This window comes from Parafrankia irregularis (assembly GCF_001536285.1).
GTDB classification, from domain to species: domain Bacteria; phylum Actinomycetota; class Actinomycetes; order Frankiales; family Frankiaceae; genus Parafrankia; species Parafrankia irregularis.
This window is the reverse complement of sequence record NZ_FAOZ01000041.1, coordinates 26,350-46,221: the sequence shown is the minus strand read 5'-3', so window position 1 is coordinate 46,221 and position 19,872 is coordinate 26,350. Positions and strand designations below refer to the sequence as shown.

Annotated in this window: 12 protein-coding genes; 8 read left to right on the top strand and 4 right to left on the bottom strand. The window is 74.2% G+C overall.

All coding sequences use genetic code 11. The annotated features are described in order from the left end of the window. Positions 1-488 precede the first annotated feature (488 nt). Positions 489-4,382 (bottom strand): ATP-binding protein, encoded by a 3,894-nt coding sequence (locus tag AWX74_RS34910; RefSeq protein WP_091285546.1) that lies wholly within the window; start codon positions 4,380-4,382, stop codon positions 489-491. A gap of 239 nt (positions 4,383-4,621) precedes the next feature. Here AWX74_RS34910 and AWX74_RS34905 point away from each other — a divergent pair, with 239 nt between their 5' ends. From AWX74_RS34905 to AWX74_RS34870, 8 genes are all read left to right on the top strand, one after another. Beyond that, positions 4,622-6,019, top strand: a complete 1,398-nt coding sequence (locus AWX74_RS34905; RefSeq protein WP_091285542.1) for an FAD-binding oxidoreductase — start codon at positions 4,622-4,624, stop codon at positions 6,017-6,019. Positions 6,020-6,101: 82 nt separating this feature from the next. Continuing rightward, on the top strand, positions 6,102-6,911 hold the full coding sequence (locus AWX74_RS34900; protein ID WP_226930837.1) for an adenylate/guanylate cyclase domain-containing protein: 810 nt from the start codon (positions 6,102-6,104) through the stop codon (positions 6,909-6,911). Positions 6,912-7,180: 269 nt separating this feature from the next. Continuing rightward, the gene (locus AWX74_RS39270) at positions 7,181-8,872 is read left to right on the top strand and encodes a serine/threonine-protein kinase (protein ID WP_114476449.1); all 1,692 of its coding nucleotides are present in this window, start codon (positions 7,181-7,183) and stop codon (positions 8,870-8,872) included. A gap of 397 nt (positions 8,873-9,269) precedes the next feature. After that, positions 9,270-9,518 carry a hypothetical protein gene (locus AWX74_RS34890; protein WP_091285539.1) on the top strand — a complete coding sequence of 83 codons (249 nt, stop codon included), beginning with the start codon at positions 9,270-9,272 and terminating at the stop codon, positions 9,516-9,518. 58 nt (positions 9,519-9,576) lie between these two features. After that, positions 9,577-10,536 carry a Rieske (2Fe-2S) protein gene (locus AWX74_RS34885; RefSeq protein ID WP_091285535.1) on the top strand — a complete coding sequence of 320 codons (960 nt, stop codon included), beginning with the start codon at positions 9,577-9,579 and terminating at the stop codon, positions 10,534-10,536. A 415-nt stretch (positions 10,537-10,951) separates the two neighbouring features. After that, positions 10,952-11,866, top strand: coding sequence for an RICIN domain-containing protein (locus tag AWX74_RS42200; protein ID WP_091285531.1), 915 nt, complete (start codon positions 10,952-10,954; stop codon positions 11,864-11,866). Next, positions 11,859-13,319 (top strand): hypothetical protein, encoded by a 1,461-nt coding sequence (locus AWX74_RS34875; protein ID WP_091285528.1) that lies wholly within the window; start codon positions 11,859-11,861, stop codon positions 13,317-13,319. Before AWX74_RS42200 ends, AWX74_RS34875 begins: the two co-directional genes overlap by 8 nt. 2 nt (positions 13,320-13,321) lie before the next feature. Further along, on the top strand, positions 13,322-17,995 hold the full coding sequence (locus AWX74_RS34870; protein ID WP_091285525.1) for an FtsK/SpoIIIE domain-containing protein: 4,674 nt from the start codon (positions 13,322-13,324) through the stop codon (positions 17,993-17,995). 46 nt (positions 17,996-18,041) lie between these two features. Here AWX74_RS34870 and AWX74_RS34865 read toward each other — a convergent pair whose 3' ends face one another. The 3 genes from AWX74_RS34865 to AWX74_RS34855 are packed head-to-tail and all read right to left on the bottom strand — an operon-like array spanning position 18,042 to position 19,710. Further along, positions 18,042-18,356, bottom strand: a complete 315-nt coding sequence (locus tag AWX74_RS34865) for a WXG100 family type VII secretion target (protein ID WP_091285522.1) — start codon at positions 18,354-18,356, stop codon at positions 18,042-18,044. 16 nt (positions 18,357-18,372) lie between these two features. Then, the gene (locus AWX74_RS34860; protein ID WP_054567627.1) at positions 18,373-18,666 is read right to left on the bottom strand and encodes a hypothetical protein; all 294 of its coding nucleotides are present in this window, start codon (positions 18,664-18,666) and stop codon (positions 18,373-18,375) included. Between the two features lie 30 nt (positions 18,667-18,696). Beyond that, positions 18,697-19,710 (bottom strand): hypothetical protein, encoded by a 1,014-nt coding sequence (locus tag AWX74_RS34855; protein ID WP_091285519.1) that lies wholly within the window; start codon positions 19,708-19,710, stop codon positions 18,697-18,699. Positions 19,711-19,872: the final 162 nt, after the last annotated feature.

The following is a 19,872-nucleotide window of genomic DNA, read 5'->3' as shown; positions in this document are numbered from 1 at the left end:
GAAGGTTGAGACGGCCCCCTCCGCGACCAGCCGAACACATTGCGCCAGCCGGCGGCGGCCCCGTGTAACGGCCCGTGCGCCGGCCCGCGGGCCGGCCACCTGATCCGTACTAAGAGCAGTCATCGTCAACATGTTCTCCAAACCCGCACCGCCAGTTCTCCCCGACGTACCGAGGATCACTTGACAGCGCTTCGCCAACGCAGATTCGCCGCCGTTCGAGTGCCATCTCGACACCTTTTTCGACGCCATGACTCCGTAGCCGGAGGAATAGTCCGACCGACCACGCACGGCACTCGGCCCGGGGCTGGCCGACCGAGCAGCCGACCGGCCGATCGGTTGGTCACACGGGCCGAAGCAACCAGCCACGGAGCCCGGGTCCCAGCTCCGCCGCCGCATGCGTCCATCAGACCGGCCGCGGCGCACATTGTCAAACTCGACGTCAACATCGGCCGGTGCGCACACCGCCGGCCGCCCGCGCCCGCGGCCCGTCAGCCCCCGCTGTGCGCCGCCCGCCGCTCCCGGGCGGACGCCAGGATGCGGTGGATCGTCTGCGGCGTGACGAACAGCGCCTCGGCGATCTCACGCTCGTCGGCACCGGCCGCCTGCCGGGTGACGATGTCCCGTTCCGTCCGGGTCAGCTCCGCCGTCGGGCGGCGGGCGAGCGGCGCACCGGCCACGGCGAGCCGGTCCCGAATCCGCTCGTACAGGCCGGTGGCACCGCACCGCCAGGCCAGGTCGGCCGCCTGCCCCAGCAGCACCGTCGCCTCGGCCGCCGAGCTCACCCCGGCCAGCGCGTACAGGGCACGTGCGTACTCCAGCCTGGAGCGGGTGGGAGCCAGCAGTGTCGCGGCCTCCCGCAGGTCATCCACCCCACCGTCGACGTCGCCCGCGACGAGCCGAAGCTCGCCGAGCAGGCGCAGGGTACGTCCGACCGCGCTCGGCGCACCCCAGGCCCGGGCCGCCGCCAGCTCCTCCCCGAGCAGCTCGACGGCCGCGGCATGCCGACCGAGACCGGACAGCGCCTGGGCGCGCAGCGCGCGCCACGGCCGCCAGGCCGGGTTACGCGCGCTCACCATCAGCGCCCGGCTGTCGTCCAGCGCGATCAGTGCCTTCTCGAAACGCCCGTGAGCGATGTGGAGACCGGCGTGCATCTCGGCGAAGACGCGGTCCGCGTCGGCCGGCCGTGGGGTGTCCCGCACCTGGTCGGCGAGCGACTGGGCCGCGGCCAGGTCACCCATGTCGATCAGTACCCCGACCGCGTAGCCGTTCGCGTATCCCGCGCCGAAGGCGAGCCCCCAGGACGCCGACTGGTCACTGGCGATCCGGAACAGCTGATAGGCCTCACGCAGGTCGCCGAGCCCCCAGGTGCAGTATGCGCGCCACAGGTTCGCGCCCAGCGCGCCGAACACCGAGCCATGCTGGTGCGCGTACGCCAGGCTCTCCGCCCACACCGCGTCGGTGTCCTCGTCGGCCAGGTGCAGCGTCACACCGGCCACCACGCACAGCAGGCCGACGTCGGCGCGGGTCAGCACCCCGCCGTCGACCGCGAACCGGGCCAGCTCGATCGCGCGGGCCCGGTCCGTCCCATCGATCGCCAGCTCCCAGGAGAGCGCGGACGCCAGCATCCGCGCGCCGGGGCCACCACCGCTCACCGCCGGTTCGGGCTGTCGACGCCAGACGGCCGCCTCGACGTCGTGCATGTAGCCGCCGATCCGGGCCAGGCCGAGCAGCCCCTGCCGCTCGTCGTCCAGCTCGGCCGGCAGCTCGTCCGCTACCTCGTAACCGAACCGGGTCGCCTCGCCGGGGGTGCCCGCGAACGTCAGCGCCCGGGTCAGCATCTGTGCCATCTCCGCCCGCAGCGGCCCGGCCTCCAGCTCCGCGTACGCCTGCGCCAGGTGGGTGACGGCGGCGACCCCGTCGCTCAGGACGGCCGCATGTGCCAGCTCGGGCAGCACCTGCGCACGCAGCCGCGGTTCGGGCTGCTCGCGCAGGGCGCGGGCGAGATAGGACGCGGCGGCGTCGGGCGCACCACGCTCGCTGGCCCGAGCCGCCGCCCGGCGCAGCACGTCGACCACCCAGGGGTCACCGCGGTGCGGAACCTGCAGCAGGTGCGCGGCGATCTGCTCGGGTGCGGCGCCGGACTGGTACAGCACCCGGGCCGCGCTGTCGTGGTGAAGCTGGCGCTCCCCGGGCGGCAGGTCCCGGTAGACCGCGTCGGCCACCAGCGGATGCACGAACCCGAGCGGGTAGTCGTCGCGCAGCACCTCGGCCCGGGCCAGCGCGCCGACGGCGGCCGCCGTGGCCGCGTCCGACAGGCCGGCCAGGGCGGCGACGGTCGGCAGCACCGCGCCGCCGCCCAGCACCGCGATCCAGCGGGCGACCGTGATGCTCTCCCGCGGCATCCTCGCCAGCCGCATCAGCACCAGGCTGGAGACCGCCCGCGAACCGATCGTCGTGACGGTGCCGGCGTGCGCGCTGTCCGGGCGGACCCCCTCGACCAGCAGCGCACGCAGCAGCTGCCGCAGGTAGAGCGGGTTTCCGGCGGTGGCGTCGTGGCAGGCGGCCACGAAACCGTCCTGGGCGTCGGTGCCGAGGCGGGCCCGGACCAGGTCGGCGACCGCGTGCCTACCCAGCGGTGCGGGACGGATCCACACCGTGGCGGGGTCGTGCGTCACCTCGGCGAGCAGGGCCTCGTCCTCGCCGCGCTCACCGGTCCGCACCGTGGCGACGATCAGCACCGGCATGCCCTCGGTGCGGCGGACGAGGTAGGCCAGGAACCGCAGCGACGCGCTGTCGCACCACTGCAGGTCGTCGACGGCGAGCATGATCGGCGCCTGGGCGGCGAGCCGCATCGTCAGCCAGTACAGCCCGTGCAGCACGGCGAGCGAGCCGTCGCCCCGCGGGACGGCCGGCGCGTCACCCGGGCGTCCCCCGTCGCGCCCGTCCCGTGTGTCGTGGCCGACCCGCCCACCCCACAGATTCGGCATGTCACCGGTCTGGCCGAGGTCGAAGACCGTGGCGGCCTGCGCCGCCGGGCCGGTCAGCACCTCATGGTCGGGCGTTGCCGCGGTGACCTCCGCCTCGAACAGCTGGCGGACCGCGCCGAAGGCGAACTCCCGCTCCAGCTGGCTTCCCCGGGCCGTGAGGACCCGGAACCCGCCGGCGACGGCGGGACGTCGGGCCTCGACGAGCAGGCGGCTCTTGCCGATCCCGGCCGGGCCCTCGATCACCACCAGCCTGGCCTGCCCCTCGGCCGCGTCGGCGACGCAGGCGGCGAGCTCGGCGACCTCCCGGTCACGATCGACCAGGTCGTCACCCGCCGGCACCGGCGCGGACCATCCGCCCGGCCGTGCCGGTAGCGGTGCCCACCCCGGCCCCGGCGCCGGGGCCGGGGCCGCGGCTGTGCTCGGGGTTGGAGCTGTGGCAATGGCTGGAGCTGGGATGGGGGCCAGGGCCGAAGCTGTGGTTGTGGTTGTGGCGGAGATCGGGGGAGGCGGGACAGGCGACGACGGCGACGGCGCCGGCGCCTCCAGAGCCGGTGACTGGCGCAGCACCTCGGCCTCGAGGGCGCGCAGTGCCGGCCCCGGGTCGATCCCGAGCTCGGCCGCGAGGACCTCCCGGGCCCGGCGCAGCGCCGACAGCGCGTCACCCTGGCGCCGCGATCGGTAGAGGGCCAGGACGAACAGCCGCCAGCGCTCCTCCCGCAGCGGCTGCTCGGCGACCAGCGCCTCGATCTCGGGCACGACGACAGCCGTCTCACCGCGGCCGAGCCGTCCCTCGATCAGCTGTTCGCGGGCGACCTCACGCAGCTCGGCGAGTCTGGCCGCCTCGGGCTGCGCCCATGGCTCGTCCTGGTACTCGCCGAAGGCCGGCCCGCGCCACAGGCCCAGCGCCGCGGTGAGCACCGCCACCCGCGCGTCCGGGTCCACCTCGGCGGCGGCCCGGCGCACCAGCTCCTCGAATCGCCAGGCATCGACCGCGTCGGGTGCGACCCGCAGCGCGTACCCGGATCCCGACCGGATGATGATCGAGGCCCGGGACCGGGCGGTCCGTTCGGGTTCCAGGGCGCGACGCAGGTGGGACACATACGACTGCAGCGCCCCGCTCGGCCCCGACGGCGGATGGTCGGCCCACAGCAGATGGATCAGCCGGTCGGCGGCGATGGCGTCGCCGCGGGCCACCACGAGCAGGCCCAGCACCGCCCGCTGGCGGCGACCACCGAGATCCAGTTCGACGCCGCCACGGGACGCCGTGAGGTCCCCCAGGACGGTGATCGCCGCCGCCTCGGCCACCTCGCCATGCCCCTCGGTGGCGGCAGGGAGGGCGGCGTCGCCGCCGCGGTCACCAGCGTCCGGTCCGACACGGCCTGGACCACCCCGCACAGCTCTCCCCCCACTGCCCGGCTGCCCGGCTCTGCCGTCGCATCGTCGCATATGACGCGGATCGGGCGTGCCCCGGTCCGACGCCCGACGCCCCGTGACGTGGGCCGGAGCCCACGCTCAACAAGCGGTGCTCCAGGAGCATCAGGCTTCAAGTCGCCCGCAACCGGTCAGCCGCAAGTGGCTCGCAAGCGGCTGCCGGCACTGTCGTCCCATCGCACGACAGGCCTGGGAGAAGCGCTGTGAACACACACCCGACCACGACCGGATCCGCCTCGTCCGGCGGCGCGACACACGCGACGTATCCGCGTGGTCTGCTCGTCGCCGGCGACCCCGGCTTCGACGTCGCCCGCAAGCCCTGGAACCTGGCCGTGGAGCAGCGCCCGGCAGCGATCGCGCATCCCGCCGACGCCGCCGAGGTGGCCGCGGTGGTCCGGCTGGCCGCGGCCAGCCGCCTGCGGGTCGCCGCGCAGGCGACCGGGCACGGCGCCGGGGCGCTCGGCCCGCTCGACGACGTGGTGCTGCTGCGGACGTCCCGGCTCACCGGCGTCGCCCTCGACGCCCGGGCACGACGGGCCCGGGTCGGCGCCGGAACGCGGTGGCTCGACGTGGTGCCCCCGGCCGGCGGGCAGGGCCTCGCCGCGCTGCACGGCTCGTCCCCCGATGTGGGGGTGGTGGGCTACTCGCTCGGGGGCGGCCTGAGCTGGTACGGCCGGGCGCTGGGCCTGGCGGCGAACAGCGTGACCGCGGCGGAGCTCGTCACCGCCGACGGCACGCTGGTGCGCGTCGACGCCGACCACGAACCCGACCTGTTCTGGGCCCTGCGCGGCGGCGGGGGCAGCTTCGGTGTCGTCACCGCGCTGGAGTTCGCCCTCCACCCGATCAGCACCGCCTACGCGGGCCTGCTGGCCTGGGACTGGCGGCACAGCGAGCGGGTGCTGACCCGATGGCTCGACTGGGCGGGCCCGGCGCCCGACGCCGTCAGCACGTCGCTGCGCCTCGTCCAGGTGCCGCCGCTTCCCGAGATGCCCGAGCCGGTCCGCGGCCGAGCACTCGTCATGATCGACGGTGCGGTGCTCGCCGACAACCCCGAGGCCGAGCGGATCCTCGCACCGCTGCGCGAGCTGGCCCCGGAGCTCGACACCTTCACCCGGCTGCCCGCGTCCACGCTGCTGCGGCTGCACCTGGAGCCGGAGGGCCCGACACCGCTGGTCTCCGCCAGCCGCACGCTGCACGAGCTGCCGGCGGGCGCGGTCGGCACGCTGCTGGACGTCGCCGGCCCGGACTCAGGCACCTCGCTGCAGGTCGCCGCCGAGCTTCGCCAGCTCGGCGGGGCGCTGTCCCGGCCGGCCGCCGGCGGGGGCGCGCTCGCCTCGCTGGACGGCGCGTTCGTGCTGTACGCCTGCGGCGTCGTCCCCACCTCCGAGCTGCTCGCCCGGGCACGGCTGGACGCCCGCCGGGTCGTCGACGCCATGGCGCCCTTCAGTGCCCGCCAGCAGTACCTCAACCTCACCGCGAACCGCACCGACGTCGCCGTCGGCTACGACCCACTCGCCTGGGCTCGCCTGCGGGCGATCCGCGCCGCCGTCGACCCGGGCGGAATGTTCGTCGCGGGCCACCCGGTCCCGCTGACCGCCTGAGCCCGCTGACCACACCCGCCCCCAGCCCCGCAACAGTCCCCAGCCCCGCAGCAGTCCGAGCCCTGCGAAGGATGCCGAACCCATGGACACGATCCAGGCCCTCCCGGGCGCGAGGTCGATCACCACCGCCCACGCCGCCCACACCGCCGCCGTTCCTTCCCCCGCTCCCCTTTCCGCCACCAGCCGGACCGCGACCAACAACCGGACCGCGACCACCCGCTGGCCGTCACCGCAGGCCGAGCGCCTCGTGGTCACCGTGCTGATGTCGGACGTCCGCGGCTACAGCGGCATCGCGCAGCGGTCCGATCCGGTGGTCCTCGCCGGTCAGCTGGACGCCCACCGCCGGGAGATGGTCGCGGCGATCCGCCAGGCCGGGGGAATCGTCGTGCAGTATGCCGGCGACGCGGTGGTGGCCGCGTTCGGAATGCCGGCGTTCGGGGTGCCGGCCCGGCGCGCGGACCATCGGCGGCGCGCCTGCCGAGCCGCCCTGGCGATGCACCGACGGCAACGGCGCCTGGACGGCGAGTGGGTCGCCCGCGGTCTCGAGCCGTTCGGTCTCGGCATCGGTGTCTGCACCGGTGAGGTGGCCGCGGCCGTGCTCGGCGGGGACGAGCGGCTCGGCTACACCCTGGTCGGCGACACCGTGAACCTCGCCGCACGGCTGCAGAGCATGGCCCGTGAGCCGGGCATGACGGTCGTGTCCGCCGCCACCGCCGCCGGGCTGGCCGGTGCCGAGGTCCTCGGCCTGGCACCGACCACGGTCAAGGGCCGGGTCGGCCTCGTCCAGGCCTACCGGCTCGTCGACAACGTGATCACCCGGCGTCACCCGAAACCCGTGGCCGACTCTCGCGGGTGGCCCGACGCAGGCCCGGCCCACGCGGCCGCTGCCTGAGCCCACCGCCGCCGGCTCGTGTAGCGGCCTGACCTGCGCAGGGAAGCGTTCGGATATGCCGGCACCGAAACACCGACGGGGGCACTTCGCGGGATTTCCCTATTCCTTTCGGGGAAAGCCCGCGGGCACCGAAGCACCGGTGCCGACCCGCCTTGGCGCCTGGAACTCGGCGACGGCAGAATCGTCCGGGAAGGTATGGACCGCCCGGATACGGAACGCCCGGAAGAGGCGTTTGGGCATCGCAGCGAGAAGGGCTTCGGGGTGCGCACATGGCGATCGGCGGCGTGAAGCCGCTGCGTCCGACGGATCCCCGCCTCATCGGTCCGCACACCCTCGAGAGCGTTCTCGGCAGCGGTGGGATGGGCCGGGTCTACCTGGGGCGCTCGCCGGCCGGCCGCCGCGTCGCGATCAAGGTCATCCACGATCATCTGGCCCGGGACGAGCAGTATCTGGCCCGGTTCCAGCGGGAGGCCCGGATCGCGTACAGCGTCGCGCCGTTCTGCACCGCCGAGGTCCTCGACTTCGGCGTTTTCGACGGCCGGCCCTACATCGTCACCGAGTTCCTCGAAGGACCCACCCTCGCCGAGGCCGTCACCACGCACGGTCCTCTGTCGACGACCGACCTGCACCAGCTCGCGGTGTCCATCGCCGCGGCGCTCATCTCGATCCACAGTGCCGGACTGGTGCACCGCGACATCAAGCCGGCCAACGTGCTGCTGTCGAAGACCGGGCCGCGGGTCATCGACTTCGGCGTGGCGATGTCGATCGAGTCCCAGTCCCTGCTGACCAACGCATCGGACACCATCGGCACCCCCGCCTTCATGGCTCCCGAGCAGGCCGCCCGGGAGCCGACGGGTGCGTCCGCCGACGTGTTCGCCTGGGGCGGGGTCCTCGCGTTCGCCGGCACCGGGCGGTCACCATTCGGGATCGGAGCCCCACCCATCGTCATGTACCGCGTGGTCCACGAGGAGCCGGATCTCGACGGTCTCGACTCCCGGCTCCTCCCCCTGGTCCGAGCGGCGATGAGCAAGCGCCCCGCGGACCGCCCGAGCGCCGCCGAGCTGCTCGGCGAACTGACCGGGTCGACCCGTCCTTCGGCCGCGCTGACCGCGAGCGGGTCCTCCGGGCAGGCGCATCCGCGCGGGGTGACCCCAGCCCCGGCCTGGGCGCCTGAGCCGGAGCAGGACGCGGAGCTGCGCCGCCGGACGTCCGTGCCACCACCGGCTACCGCGACCGGCTTCGGGCCGCCCGCGACACCCCCGCCACCCCCAGCGCACCCGGCGCCCGTACAGCAGACCAGCACAGCACCGACCGCCGCGCCGCAGCCCGCCGCGGACGAGGATGCCGTGGCGAACGGCCTCCCAGCGGCGGGCCCACGCAGCTCCCGACGGCGCCGCTCCCAGCGGGAGACCAGGCGGCGCCGCGCGGTCGGGGCCGCGGCGGCGACGGCCGCCGTGCTCGGGGCGACCGGCGTGGCCCTGCTCGTCGGGGGCTACCTGACGGACTCCGACGATCCCGGCGCGAAACCCGCTCCCACCGTTGCGAGCTCGACGCAGACGCCCACCGCGTCGGCCGGTCCGCAGTACAGCGAGCAGGACTGGATCAGCGTTCTGCAGCAGCTCGACCAGGCCCGGGTGGCCGCGTTCGAGTCCGCCGATGTCGGCCTGCTCTCCCGGGTCTACGCCGAGGGCAGCGGCGCGCGGGCGGCGGACGAGGAGGCGATCGAGCTCATGAGCTCAGTCGGCGCGCACGGCAGGGGCGGGCAGCAGACCGTCCAGTCGGTCGAGGTGGTGACCCACAACGCGTCGGTCGTGGTCCTGCGGTTCACCGCGAGCATGGCGCCGTTCACGGTCGTGGCCGCTGACGGCTCGGTGGTCGACCGCAGGCCGGGGGCGACCTCGACCATCCGGGAGGTCAACCTCGTCAGTACGCCGGAAGGCTGGCGCGTCACCGTCGTCTAGGGCGGGCGACACGACGGCCCGAACCCCGGTCCGGGCCCGGGCCCTGCTCCACGATGGTGGGCGCCTCCGGCCGGCCGCGACGTAGCGGGTCGCGGCGGCACTGGAGCGGGTCGCGGCGGCACTGGAGTCTCCGCCGTCGCCTACCGCCGACGACCTCGACGCCACCGCCCACTGGACGGCCAGCGGCGGCCCCGGCCACCGGGACCAGCGGACCCGCGGCTTCGTCTCAGCGCGGCGCCGCGACCCCGGCTGTGGTTCGGACCCTGACAACAGGGCACGCCCAGACCTGTCCCCTACCCTGCTCCGTCCGCGCCGAGGGGGATCACAAGACGGACTTTTCGGATGAAGATGACCGAAGCCGCGGTCGAGCGCACCTGACATCGGCAGGAGGCCCAGCATGGCTCCACGCAACATCCTGATCGCCCTGGGCTTCACGGCCGTCGCGGTGGCCCTGTTCGTGATCGGCGCCGGCGTCATGACCAGCCGGGCCGGCAGCGACGCGGTCATTCTCGCCGGCGTCGTCTGCGCCGTCGGGGCCCTTCTGTCGTTGGCTCGGCCCTCGGACCGCGAGGACGGCAATGACGGTGAGGACGGCGAGGACAAGGCCGGCAGCGCGGGCGGAACAGGCCGGAGCCACCGACCGTGAGCAACGACGGTGCCCCGCGAACCAGTGAGGTCGTCCGAGCACGCGAAAAGAGGTCGATATGCGCGGAACCGAACGGCTGCTCGACCGCATTGAACGGGAAGAGCGCCTTGACACGATCGCCGACGGCGTTTCGGGCTTCTGGTCATCAACGCTCCGATCGGAGCGTCTGCGGGATGTGCTGTGCGGCCGGATGCTCGGGCATCCGCTGCACCCGGCGGCGATACTCGTGCCAGCCGGAACGTTGCTGAGCGCGACCCTCCTGGACACCACCGGCGGCGCGTCCCTTCGCCCCGCGGCCCGCCGGCTCATCGGGCTTGGTCTGCTGTCAGCCGGCCCGGCCGCGCTCGCCGGCTGGTCGGACTGGCTCGACACCACGGGCGCCGAGCGGCGCGTCGGCCTCGTCCATGCCGCATCCAACATCGTGGGGATCGCGAGCTACGCCGTGTCGTGGAACCAGCGCCGCCGCGGCGCCCGCGGACTGGCCGCCAGCGTCACCGGAGCGGCTGCCCTCGGCATCGGCGGCTGGCTGGGCGGCCACCTCGCGTACGCGCAGGGAGTCGGCGTCGACACCACCGCCTTCCAGCGGGGCCCGGCTGACTGGACGGATGTGCTGGCCGCCAGCGAGGTCACCCTGGAACCGCGAAAGGTCGAGATCGACGGGGTGCCGGTATTGCTGACCAGGGTCGACGGTCAGATCGTCGCGATCAGCGACCGCTGCACCCACCGGGGCGGCCCCCTGCACGAGGGCGATCGCGTCGGCGGCTGCGTTCGCTGCCCCTGGCACGGCAGCCGCTTCGAGCTGGAATCCGGGGAGGTCGTGCGAGGCCCGGCGACCCGTCCGCAGCCGCTCTACGAGGTCCGTGAGATCGCTGGGCGGGTGCAGATCCGCCGGCCGGAGGTCCGGGCGCTGCGTGCCAACCCCGTCGGGCCGTCAGCCGGCCCGCACGAGGCGCGGCCGAGGGTCACGGCCGAGGGCCACGCCGTGGCCGCGGCGGATCGACCGAGACAGCACGTGTGACGGTGCCCTGGCACGACGTTCCATGCCGCGAACCGGAGCCACCGTGAACCGCGTTCGGCGCGGCGCGGCCCGGAATCGCCGAGCATAATCCGCCGCGAAATACGGTGGACACATCACGCCCGAAGGCCGAACAGCCGACGGGTTTCGACCGGGTTCCGCAGCCCGCAGGCAAAAGGCTGAGCCTCTCGCGGGCACACGGGTCCCGGCCGGCCTCCGCGGAGTCACCGTGCGGGCCGACGGCTTTCACCCGGACCCACGGTGACCGCACGGCAAAGTCCCGATGAATGTTCCATGACGGACTCGACCTCGCCGCGACATCTCGATAGCTTCCCATCTCGGACAATTCCCCCTCCAGGAATGTTCCGTACGGGGACCGTTCGGCCAGCAAAGGTTTCCCAGCGGCGAGGTGAGACCCGTGACAGACCCGTTCCTCGCGGCCTGGAGCCGTGCGCCGCGCGGCCGCCGCCCCCGCGCCCGCGTCTCGGGCCGCTCCTGGACCGTGCTCGGCACCGCCGCGGTCCTCGCAACGGCCGCGCTCCTGGTGAGCGGGGTCGGCCCGGGGCAGCCTCCGGGGCCCTGGTCACCAGCCGGCGACGAAGCCGCGGCGAGCACGCAGCAGCGCCCGACCCAGTCAGCCGGCGGCCCGTCGCGGCCAGCCGGGACCGAGGCGGCACCGGCTCAGGAGCCCACCGCGGCTGGTGAGCGGCCCGAACCCACCACCGAACCGCCTTCCCCAGAACCGCCTTCCCCGGCGGCCGCCCCGCCAGTCACCGCACCCCGGCCGAAGCCGTCGACCACCCGGCCGACATCCCGCGGGGGCGGCACGCCGGCCCAGCCACCGGCCGCGGCGGCCCCGGCCGGCGCCGCGCCGGCACCAGCGGCCGCCGCCGCGGCCCCGGCCGCCGCGCCCGCCCCGGCCGCCGCGCCGGCGGCCGCGGCACCCGCGACCACCCAGCAACAGCGTTCGGGCGTCGTGACCTTCACCGACCTCGCGACCGGCTACTGCCTCGACAGCAACAGCGCCGGGAACGGCTACACGATGGGCTGCAACGGCGGCCAGTACCAGCAGTGGACGGTGTACGGCTACGGCACCCTGGTGCTCGTCAACCGGGCGACCGGCCTGTGCCTGGACAGCAACGCCAGCGGCAACGCCTACACGATGGGCTGCAACAACGGCCAGTACCAGCAGTGGCGGATGGTCGAGTCCAGCTACGGCACGGTGAACCTGGTCGACGTCGCGACCGGCCTCTGTCTGGACAGCAACGGCCAGGGAAATCTCTACACGATGGGCTGCAACAACGGCTCGTACCAGCGGTGGACACGTGGCTGACCTGCTGCGGGAGCACCGCGCCCTGATCCTTGACATCCTGACCGGCATCGTCGGCCTCGTGCTGGTGATCGTGTTCACCCGCTGGTTCTCCCGGACCAGAGGCTGGCGTCGGACGATCTCCCACCGACGCCGCCAGTTCACCGGAGGTGTGCGGGACCTCGGCCGCCTCGCCACCGCCTGGTACCGCTTCCATCGGGATGTAGGCGACATCGCCGTGCTGCTCACGGACCCGACACTCGGCCCGCACACCGTCGCCGCGCTCTCCGCGGCGGACGGGGGCGAGCCCGCGCCGCCGGTGAGACGGCGGGCGGACGCCTGGCCGTTCCAGGCCGTCGTACGGGCCGACACGATCCAGGCCCGTGTCGCCGGGCGCGAGGTGGACGCCGCCGGGCCGGTGCTCACCCGCGCGGAGATGGCCGCGCCACCGGTCACCCCCGGTACCGCGGACCTGCCGGCGGCCGGAGCGCCGGGCCGCGCCCCAGCGCGGACGCACTGCCCGGTCGCGGTCGGCCTGCTGCCCGGGTCGCGCGCCGCACTGGCACTGCTCGACCTCGCCGCGCTCCCCCCGGTCGGGACCATCGAGGGCCCGCCGGTCCTGTCCCGCCGGCTCGCGGCCACGATCGCGGCGCAGATCGCCGCCGGCCTCGTGGCTCCGGCCGGAACCCGGCTGATCGTCGTCGACGCGATCCTGCCAGGTTTCGGCGGACCGCCGCTTTCCGACGCCCTCGACCTCCTCGACTGGCAGGCGACTGCCGGCCTGGTCCTCGGCGGCCCTGGTCCGGCCGGCGGCCCGCCCAGGGATGACAGCCGCGGCCGGACCGGCGTCGGCGACGGTGACCAGGCAGGGCCCACGGACCCGACGGTGCTGGTCTGCCCCGCTCCGGTAGCCGAAGATCTGCCACGCCTCGTCCGCCTCGTCGAGCTGCTGCCCGGCCTGCGGGTACTCATGGTCGGCCGGCATCCCGGTCCGCGCTGGCGGCTCGAACTGGACGCCCTGGGCCGGATCACGGCTCCGGAGCTCGGCCTGCACGCGGACTGCGCCCCGCTGGAGCGCGGTGTGGCCCGTGCGTTGAGGGACCTCGACCGGAAGCATCGCCGTGCGGCCCCGGAGGAGCCGGCGGCGGCCTGGCGGCCCGTCCCGGCCGCCGCCGCAGACAGCGACCCGCCGCCATCCGACATCCCAGCGCCAGACAGCGGCACGGCACCAGACAGCGGCACAGCACCAGACAGCGGCACGGCACCAGACAGCGGCACAGCACCAGACAGCGACGCGGTGGCAGAAAGCAACACATCAGTGGCCGATGACGCGACGAGCACCAGCCCGGCCCCCCGGGGTGCCGGCGGACTGACCGAACCCGAGCCGGCCCGGCACGAGGGCAGCCACGCCGCCGCGGCCATCGGCCGGCCCGGGACGGTCGACGCCGGCGTCGGCGCGGCGGGAGTGGAGGACTGACCGTGCACGTGCTGCTCAGCATCGAGAACCCCGCCGACCGCCCGGCCCCGTTCCCGCCACCGCCCGCGCTCGGCCCACCCCCGGTCGACATCCGCGGCGACGTCCTGGTCCAGCTGCGGCCCACGAGCACCGTCGGGGAGCTCGCCGCGAGCCTCGCCGACCCGGCGCCCACCTGTTTCCTGGGCACCCGACCACTCGACCCGCGTGCCACGGTCCGGGGCAGCGGCATCGTGCCCGGACTGCGACTCGGTCTCGACACCCCGCCCCGCCCGGTCGATCCGCTGGTCACGCACACCGGCCCGGCCCTGTGGTTCGAGGTGCGGGTAGTCGGCGGTCCGGACGCGGGACGGGTCTGGCGGGTCGGCCCCGGCGCCCACGACATCGGCGCGGCGGCGGGCAGCGCCATCGAGCTGGACGACGACGGCGTCCCGCCGCTCGCGGCGGTGCTGCACATCGGGCACAGCGGAGACACCTGGCTCACCGGGATCTCCCCGACCGGGGTGCGCACGACCGTGCCCAGCGCGCCCGAGCTGCGCCGCACCGACGAGCACCGCGCGGCACTGCGCGTCGAGCACCGGGACCTGCCCCTTCCGCCCGAACCGCCGGACTGGCCCGAGGCCGGCCCCGGAGCACCCGGGTGCACGCCGTGGGAGGTGGGGTCGGACCTGGTCGTCGGACCGGTGCTGCTGCGCCTGGCCGAGCCCTTCGAGCCGGACGCCGCCATCACACCGGCCGAGGACGTCGTCGGCCACGACTTCAACCGGCCGCCGCGGATCGTTCCGCCGCTGCTGACCTCACGCCGGCGTTTCCCGACGCCTCCGTCGCCGCCCGGCCGCCGGCCCGTCCCCGTCCTGATGATGATCGCGCCGATGCTGCTGGGCCTGGCGTTCGTGTGGTTCTTCCACTCCTTCTTCTTCCTGGTCATCATGCTGTTCAGCCCGATCCTGGCGTTCGCCAACTGGAGCCAGGACAGGCGCAGCGGCCGCCGCCGCTACCGGGAGGAGTGCGCGCGGTACCGGACCCGCCGGGCCGCGGGCGAGAGCGACCTGCGCACCGCGGTCCTCGCCGAGCGGCTGGCCCGCTGCGACGCCGCACCCGACCCGGCGGCCATCGGCCTGACCGCCACCGGCCCGGGCCACCGGCTCTGGGAACGCCGGCGGACCGACCCGGACCACCTCCTGCTGCGGGTCGGGACGGTCGACCAGCCGTCGCTGATCGAGGTGGACGACCCAGCGCTCGACGACTACGACCGCCAGCTGCGCTGGAACGTCCCCGAGGTGCCGCTCGCGGTGGACCTGCCCGGCCGCGGTGTAGTCGGCGTTGCCGGTGAACGCAGCGCCGTCCACGCCCTCGCTCGCTGGCTGCTCGCTCAGTGCGCCGTCCTGCACAGCCCACGTGACCTGCAGCTCGTCGTTCTCACCGACGCGGCGAGCCGGCAGAGCTGGGAGTGGGTGCGCTGGCTGCCCCACGCCCGCCCGGCCGCGGCGGCCACCGGCCACGGTCCGTTCGCGCTGATCGGCAACGATCCCGAGACCGTGGCCCACCGAGTCGCGGAGCTGCAGGCACAGATCCGGGCCCGGCAGTCCGCCCGCGGCTCCGCGTTGGGACCGGTGATGTTCACCCAGCCGGACGTGGTCGTGCTCGTCGACGGAGCACGCCGGCTGCGGGATGTGCCGGGCATGATCCAGGTGCTGACCGACGGTCCCGCCGTGCGGATCTTCGCCATCTGCCTCGACACCGAGACACGCCTGCTGCCTGAGGAGTGCACCGCCGTCGTGCGCTGCGACGGCGGGGGCGGCGGTAACGGCGGCGGTGCGGGCGGTGAGGGTGGTGTGGGCAGCCTGACCGTGCGCCAGAGCGACATCCCCGAGGTGCCCGGGGTACGTCCGGACCTGGTCCTGACGCACTGGTGCGAGCAGGTCGCCCGGGCCCTCGCACCGCTGCGCGACATCAGCCCCGACACCGCCGACGGACTGCCCGACCGGGTCCGCCTGCTGGACCTGCTCGGGCTGGCCGAACCGGACCAGCCCGAGCTCCCGGCCGTCGTCGCCGCCGCCTGGGCGGCACGGCCGGCCTCGACCCGCTTCCCGCTGGGCACCGGCTTCGACGGCCCGGTCGTCCTCGACCTCGTCCGCGACGGCCCGCACGCGCTCGTGGCCGGAACCACCGGCGCGGGCAAGTCCGAACTGCTGCAGTCCCTCGTCGGCTCGCTGGCCGCCCACAACCGCCCGGACGAGCTGGTCTTCGTCCTGGTCGACTACAAGGGCGGCAGCGCCTTCCGAGGCTGCGCACGCCTGCCGCACACCCTCGGGATGGTCACCGACCTCGACCCGGCGCTCGCCGTCCGGGCCCTGGAGTCGCTGGCGGCCGAGCTGCGCCGGCGCGAGGAGGTGCTCGCCGCCGCGGCAGCCAAGGACATCGTCCACTACCGCTCGCTGCGGGCCCGGGAGCCCGGCCTGCCCGCGCTGCCCAGGCTGCTGCTGGTCATCGACGAGTTCGCCACGCTCGCCCGCGAGGTGCCCGACTTCATCCCGGGGCTGGTCAGCCTGGCACAGCGGGGCCGCTCGCTCGGCATCCACCTGGTGCTGGCCACCCAGCGGCCCGCGGGCGTGGTGACCGGCGACATCCGGGCCAACACCAACCTGCGCATCGCCCTGCGGGTCACCGACCCGATGGAGAGCTCGGACGTCGTCGACACCCCGGACGCCGCCCTCATCCCGGCGGCGGCTCCGGGGCGAGCGCTGACCCGGCTCGCGCACCGGTCGACCCTCCTGTTCCAGACCGCCTACTGCGGCGCCCCCTATCCATCCACCCATCCGGCCGGTGCCGCTACTCCAGGTGTCTCCGCCGACGCGGCCGGTTCAGCCGCATCAGCGGCTTCAGCGGCTTCAGCTGATTCCGCGGGTTTCGCGGGTTTCGCGGGTCCACGCGGCGCGGGCGACGAGCCAGCGGCCGTGCCGCTGTCGTGGACCGCTCTCGGCCGCCCGTTGCCGATCATCGCCGCCCCAGCCGGCACCGACCCGGACCAGGCGGCCGACGATCTCGCTCCCACCGATCTGGACGTGCTCGTGGACGCCATCCGCGCCGCCGCGGACCGCACCGGCCACGAGCCGCAGCCCAGCCCCTGGCTGCCCGCGCTGCGCCAGCGGGTGCTGTTCGAGGACCTGCTCGAGCGGTGCGGGCCCGGGGCGGTGCCGTACGCGCTGGAGGATGTTCCGAGCCGGCAGCTGCAGCGGCCGGTGTGCTGCGAGCTCGGCACGTTCGGGCACCTGTACGTCATCGGCTCGCCGCGCTCCGGGCGCTCCCAGGTGCTGCGCACACTGGCCGGCGGGCTCGCCCGCGTCCATTCCTGCGCGGACGTCCACCTCTACGGCATCGACGCCGCCGGCGGGGCACTGGCCGTCCTCGACGAGCTGCCGCACTGCGGAGCCGTCGTCACGGCGTCCGACCTGGAGCGGGTCGGACGGCTCTGCGACCGCCTCACCGTGGAGCTGGCCCGCCGGCAGTCCCTGCTCGCCGAGTACTCCTGCGCGGGCCTGGACGAGCTGCGCGCCGCGATGCCCGCCGGGACGGCGCCCGCCCATCTGGTGCTGTTCGTCGACGGCTGGGACTCCCTCGCCGCGACCCTGCCGGAGCACGACGGCGGCCGGCTCTACGACGCCCTGCTCGCCCTGCTGCGGGAGGGCACCGGTGCCGGGATCCACGTGGTGGCCACGGCCGACCGGGGCCTGCTGGCCGGGCGGGCCGGCGGCATGAACGATCACCGCGTGCTGCTGCGGATGGGCGAGCGCACCGACTACGCCACGATCCGCGTCCCGCCGCAGCGCGTCCCCGCGCACGTCCCGCCGGGGCGCGGGTGGCGGTCGGTGAACCAGGCCGAGCTCCAGATCGCGCTGCTCGACCCCGACCCGGCAGGCCAGGCGCAGGCCGACGCGCTGCGCCGGATCGCCACCCGGGCCGGCGTGCGCGACCGGGACGTACCGGCCGACCGGCGCCCGTTCCCGGTCGCGGCACTGCCCCGGGCGCTGACGTTCGCCGACGCGTTCGCGCGGGTCCCCGAGGCCGAGCGCGGCCCGCTGCGGGCGCTGCTCGGGCTCGGTGGCGACGAGGCCGCGCCGATGACGCTCGACTTCGCCGGCCGGGCGCACACCTTCCTCGTCGCCGGGCCCCCCGGGTCCGGGCGCAGCAACACGCTCGCCACGCTGGCGGTGTCGCTGCTCGCCGGGGGCACCCGGCTGGTCGTGGTCACCCCGCGGGACTCCCCGCTGCGCCGGCTCGCCGCCCACCCCCAGGTCACCCTGGCCGGCATGGACTCCCTGCAGGTTCAGGGGCCGGCGGTCGTCCTCGTCGACGACGTGGACCTCTTCGGGTTCAACGCGCCGCTCGACCCACCGCTGCGGGAGATCGTCGCCGCCGGGCGGGACCGCGGCGTCGGCCTCGCCTACGCGGGCAGCGGGGAGATCCTGTCCCAGTCCATCAGCGGCTGGCTCGGGGAGGCGCGGCGCTCCCGGCAGGGCGTGCTGCTGGCCCCGCAGTCCTCTCTGGAGGGCGACCTGCTGGGCACCCGGATCCCGCCGAGCCTGCTGCGCGGCGGGATCCGCCCCGGCCGCGGCTACGTCACCGACGCGACCGGGACGCTGCGCACCATCACCATCCCGCACACCGTCCTGCGGTAGACAGCCCCGGGCCCGCGCGGACGCCGCCGCGGCCCGCCGGGCCCGCTCAGCCGCCGGTCGAGGCGGGCGGGGGCTTGGACAGCTCCGTGTCCATGTTCTGCAGGTTCTGCGCGATCAGGTTGAAGCTCTCGGCGAACTTGCCGATGTTCTCGATCGCGGTGGTGAGTGAGGCGTTGAACTCGGTGTACTGGGCGCTCATCACCGGGCTGGACTGCTGCAGCCACAACCCACCGCTGCCGGTGAGCAGCTCGGTCACCTGCCCCTGCAGCCGGGTGAGCGTCGTCTTGATCTCGCCGCCCTCGGTGGTGAGTCGGCTGGCGACCGTGTTGACCTGGCCGTAGTCGACCTGGATCTCCGCCATGGATTCCGTCCTTCTCTCAGGAGGCGCTGATCGCGTCGTCCATCGCCTGCAGCTGGGCGACGATGTTGTTGAACTGCTGGGCGAAGCTGGTGATGTTGTTCACCGCGCCGGTCACCGAGGTGTTGAAGTCGGTGTACTGCTGGCTGAGCACGGGGCTGGACTTCTGCAGCCACAGGCCGCCGTCGCTGGTGAGCAGCGCCGTCACCGCCGACTGCAGCGAGGTCAGCTTCGGCACCGTCTCGGTGACGGCGGCGTTCAGCGACGTGGCGACGGTGTTCACCTTCGCGTAGTCGATCGAGATGTTGGGCATGGGCCGCTCCTGGTGATCAGATCCTGGTGATCAGACGCCGATGGGGTACTGGGAGTAGTCCGGTTCGGGGTCGGTGTGGGACTGCAGCGTCCACTGGCCGATCGCCGGGGTGCCGGTGTAGACGTCGGTCCCGTTCGGGCCGACCTCGGTCTTCGTCCCGGTGCCGTCCTGGTTCACCGCGACGGTCACGGTGGTCGTCTCGCCCTCGGTGTCCACGGTGACGCTCTGGTAGCCGCCGTTCGCCGCCGGGGTGACGGACGTCGTGGTCGTACCCTCCCCGGTGGTGCTGGTGACGACATAGCTGTCGTCCGGGTTCGTCCTCTTGACGATCTCCTCGGTGGTGCCGTCCGAATGGGTGATGGTGGTGGTGTAGTCGACGACGTCCGGATCCCCGTCGTTGTCGCGGTCGACGTAGGTGTAGGACGTCGTCTCGGTGTAGGTCAGCCCGTTCGGCGTGGTGGTGGTGCTCGTCTCCGAGATGATCAGCCCCTGGTCGTTCACCTCGGCGGCGTTGGTCGTCGTCGACTCACCAGGCCCGCCGGTCAGGCTGGTGGGCATCACGCCCGGGTCCTCCGGCGGCGGCCGGTCCGGCCCCCACAGCGGGATGGTGGCCGTCTGGAGCACACCGTTCTCGTCGTAGTACTGGTACGTGATGACCTTGTCCTTGGTCTCCTGGTAGTGCTCCCAGGCGAGCTTCTTGGCCTCCCACTGGCCGATCTGGGCCTGCAGCCGGCCGGTGTTGACCTTGCCGGCGAAGTCGGCGTCGACGTCGAAGAAGGCCTTGGCGACGCTGTCGAGCAGGTCGCCGAGCTCCTTCAGCTTGTCCATCGAGTCCTTGAACGGCTTGTGGCAGGCCGAGTAGAAGGCGCTCAGCGCGGCGAACAGGGTGCCGTCACCCACGGCGACGGAGCCGACCTCGCCGCCCGAGCCGACCACCGAGCGCCCGGAGACCGTGTTCACGTCGGTCTCGATCTGCGCGCGCAGGCTGCGCATACTGCCCGCGAGGTCGTGCAGCAGCGCGTAGTCGAGCACGAGATCGGCCATACCGGCTCCTGACCGCAACAGGTCCCGCGCGGGACGCGGGACGCGGAACTGCCGCGGCCTCGGCGGCGAGCCCCCGGCAGTTGGTCCACCGCCTACTACGCGCCCCGGCCACAGAAGGTTCACCGGTGGACGCCGCGCGGCGTCCACCGGTGAACCGCGGTG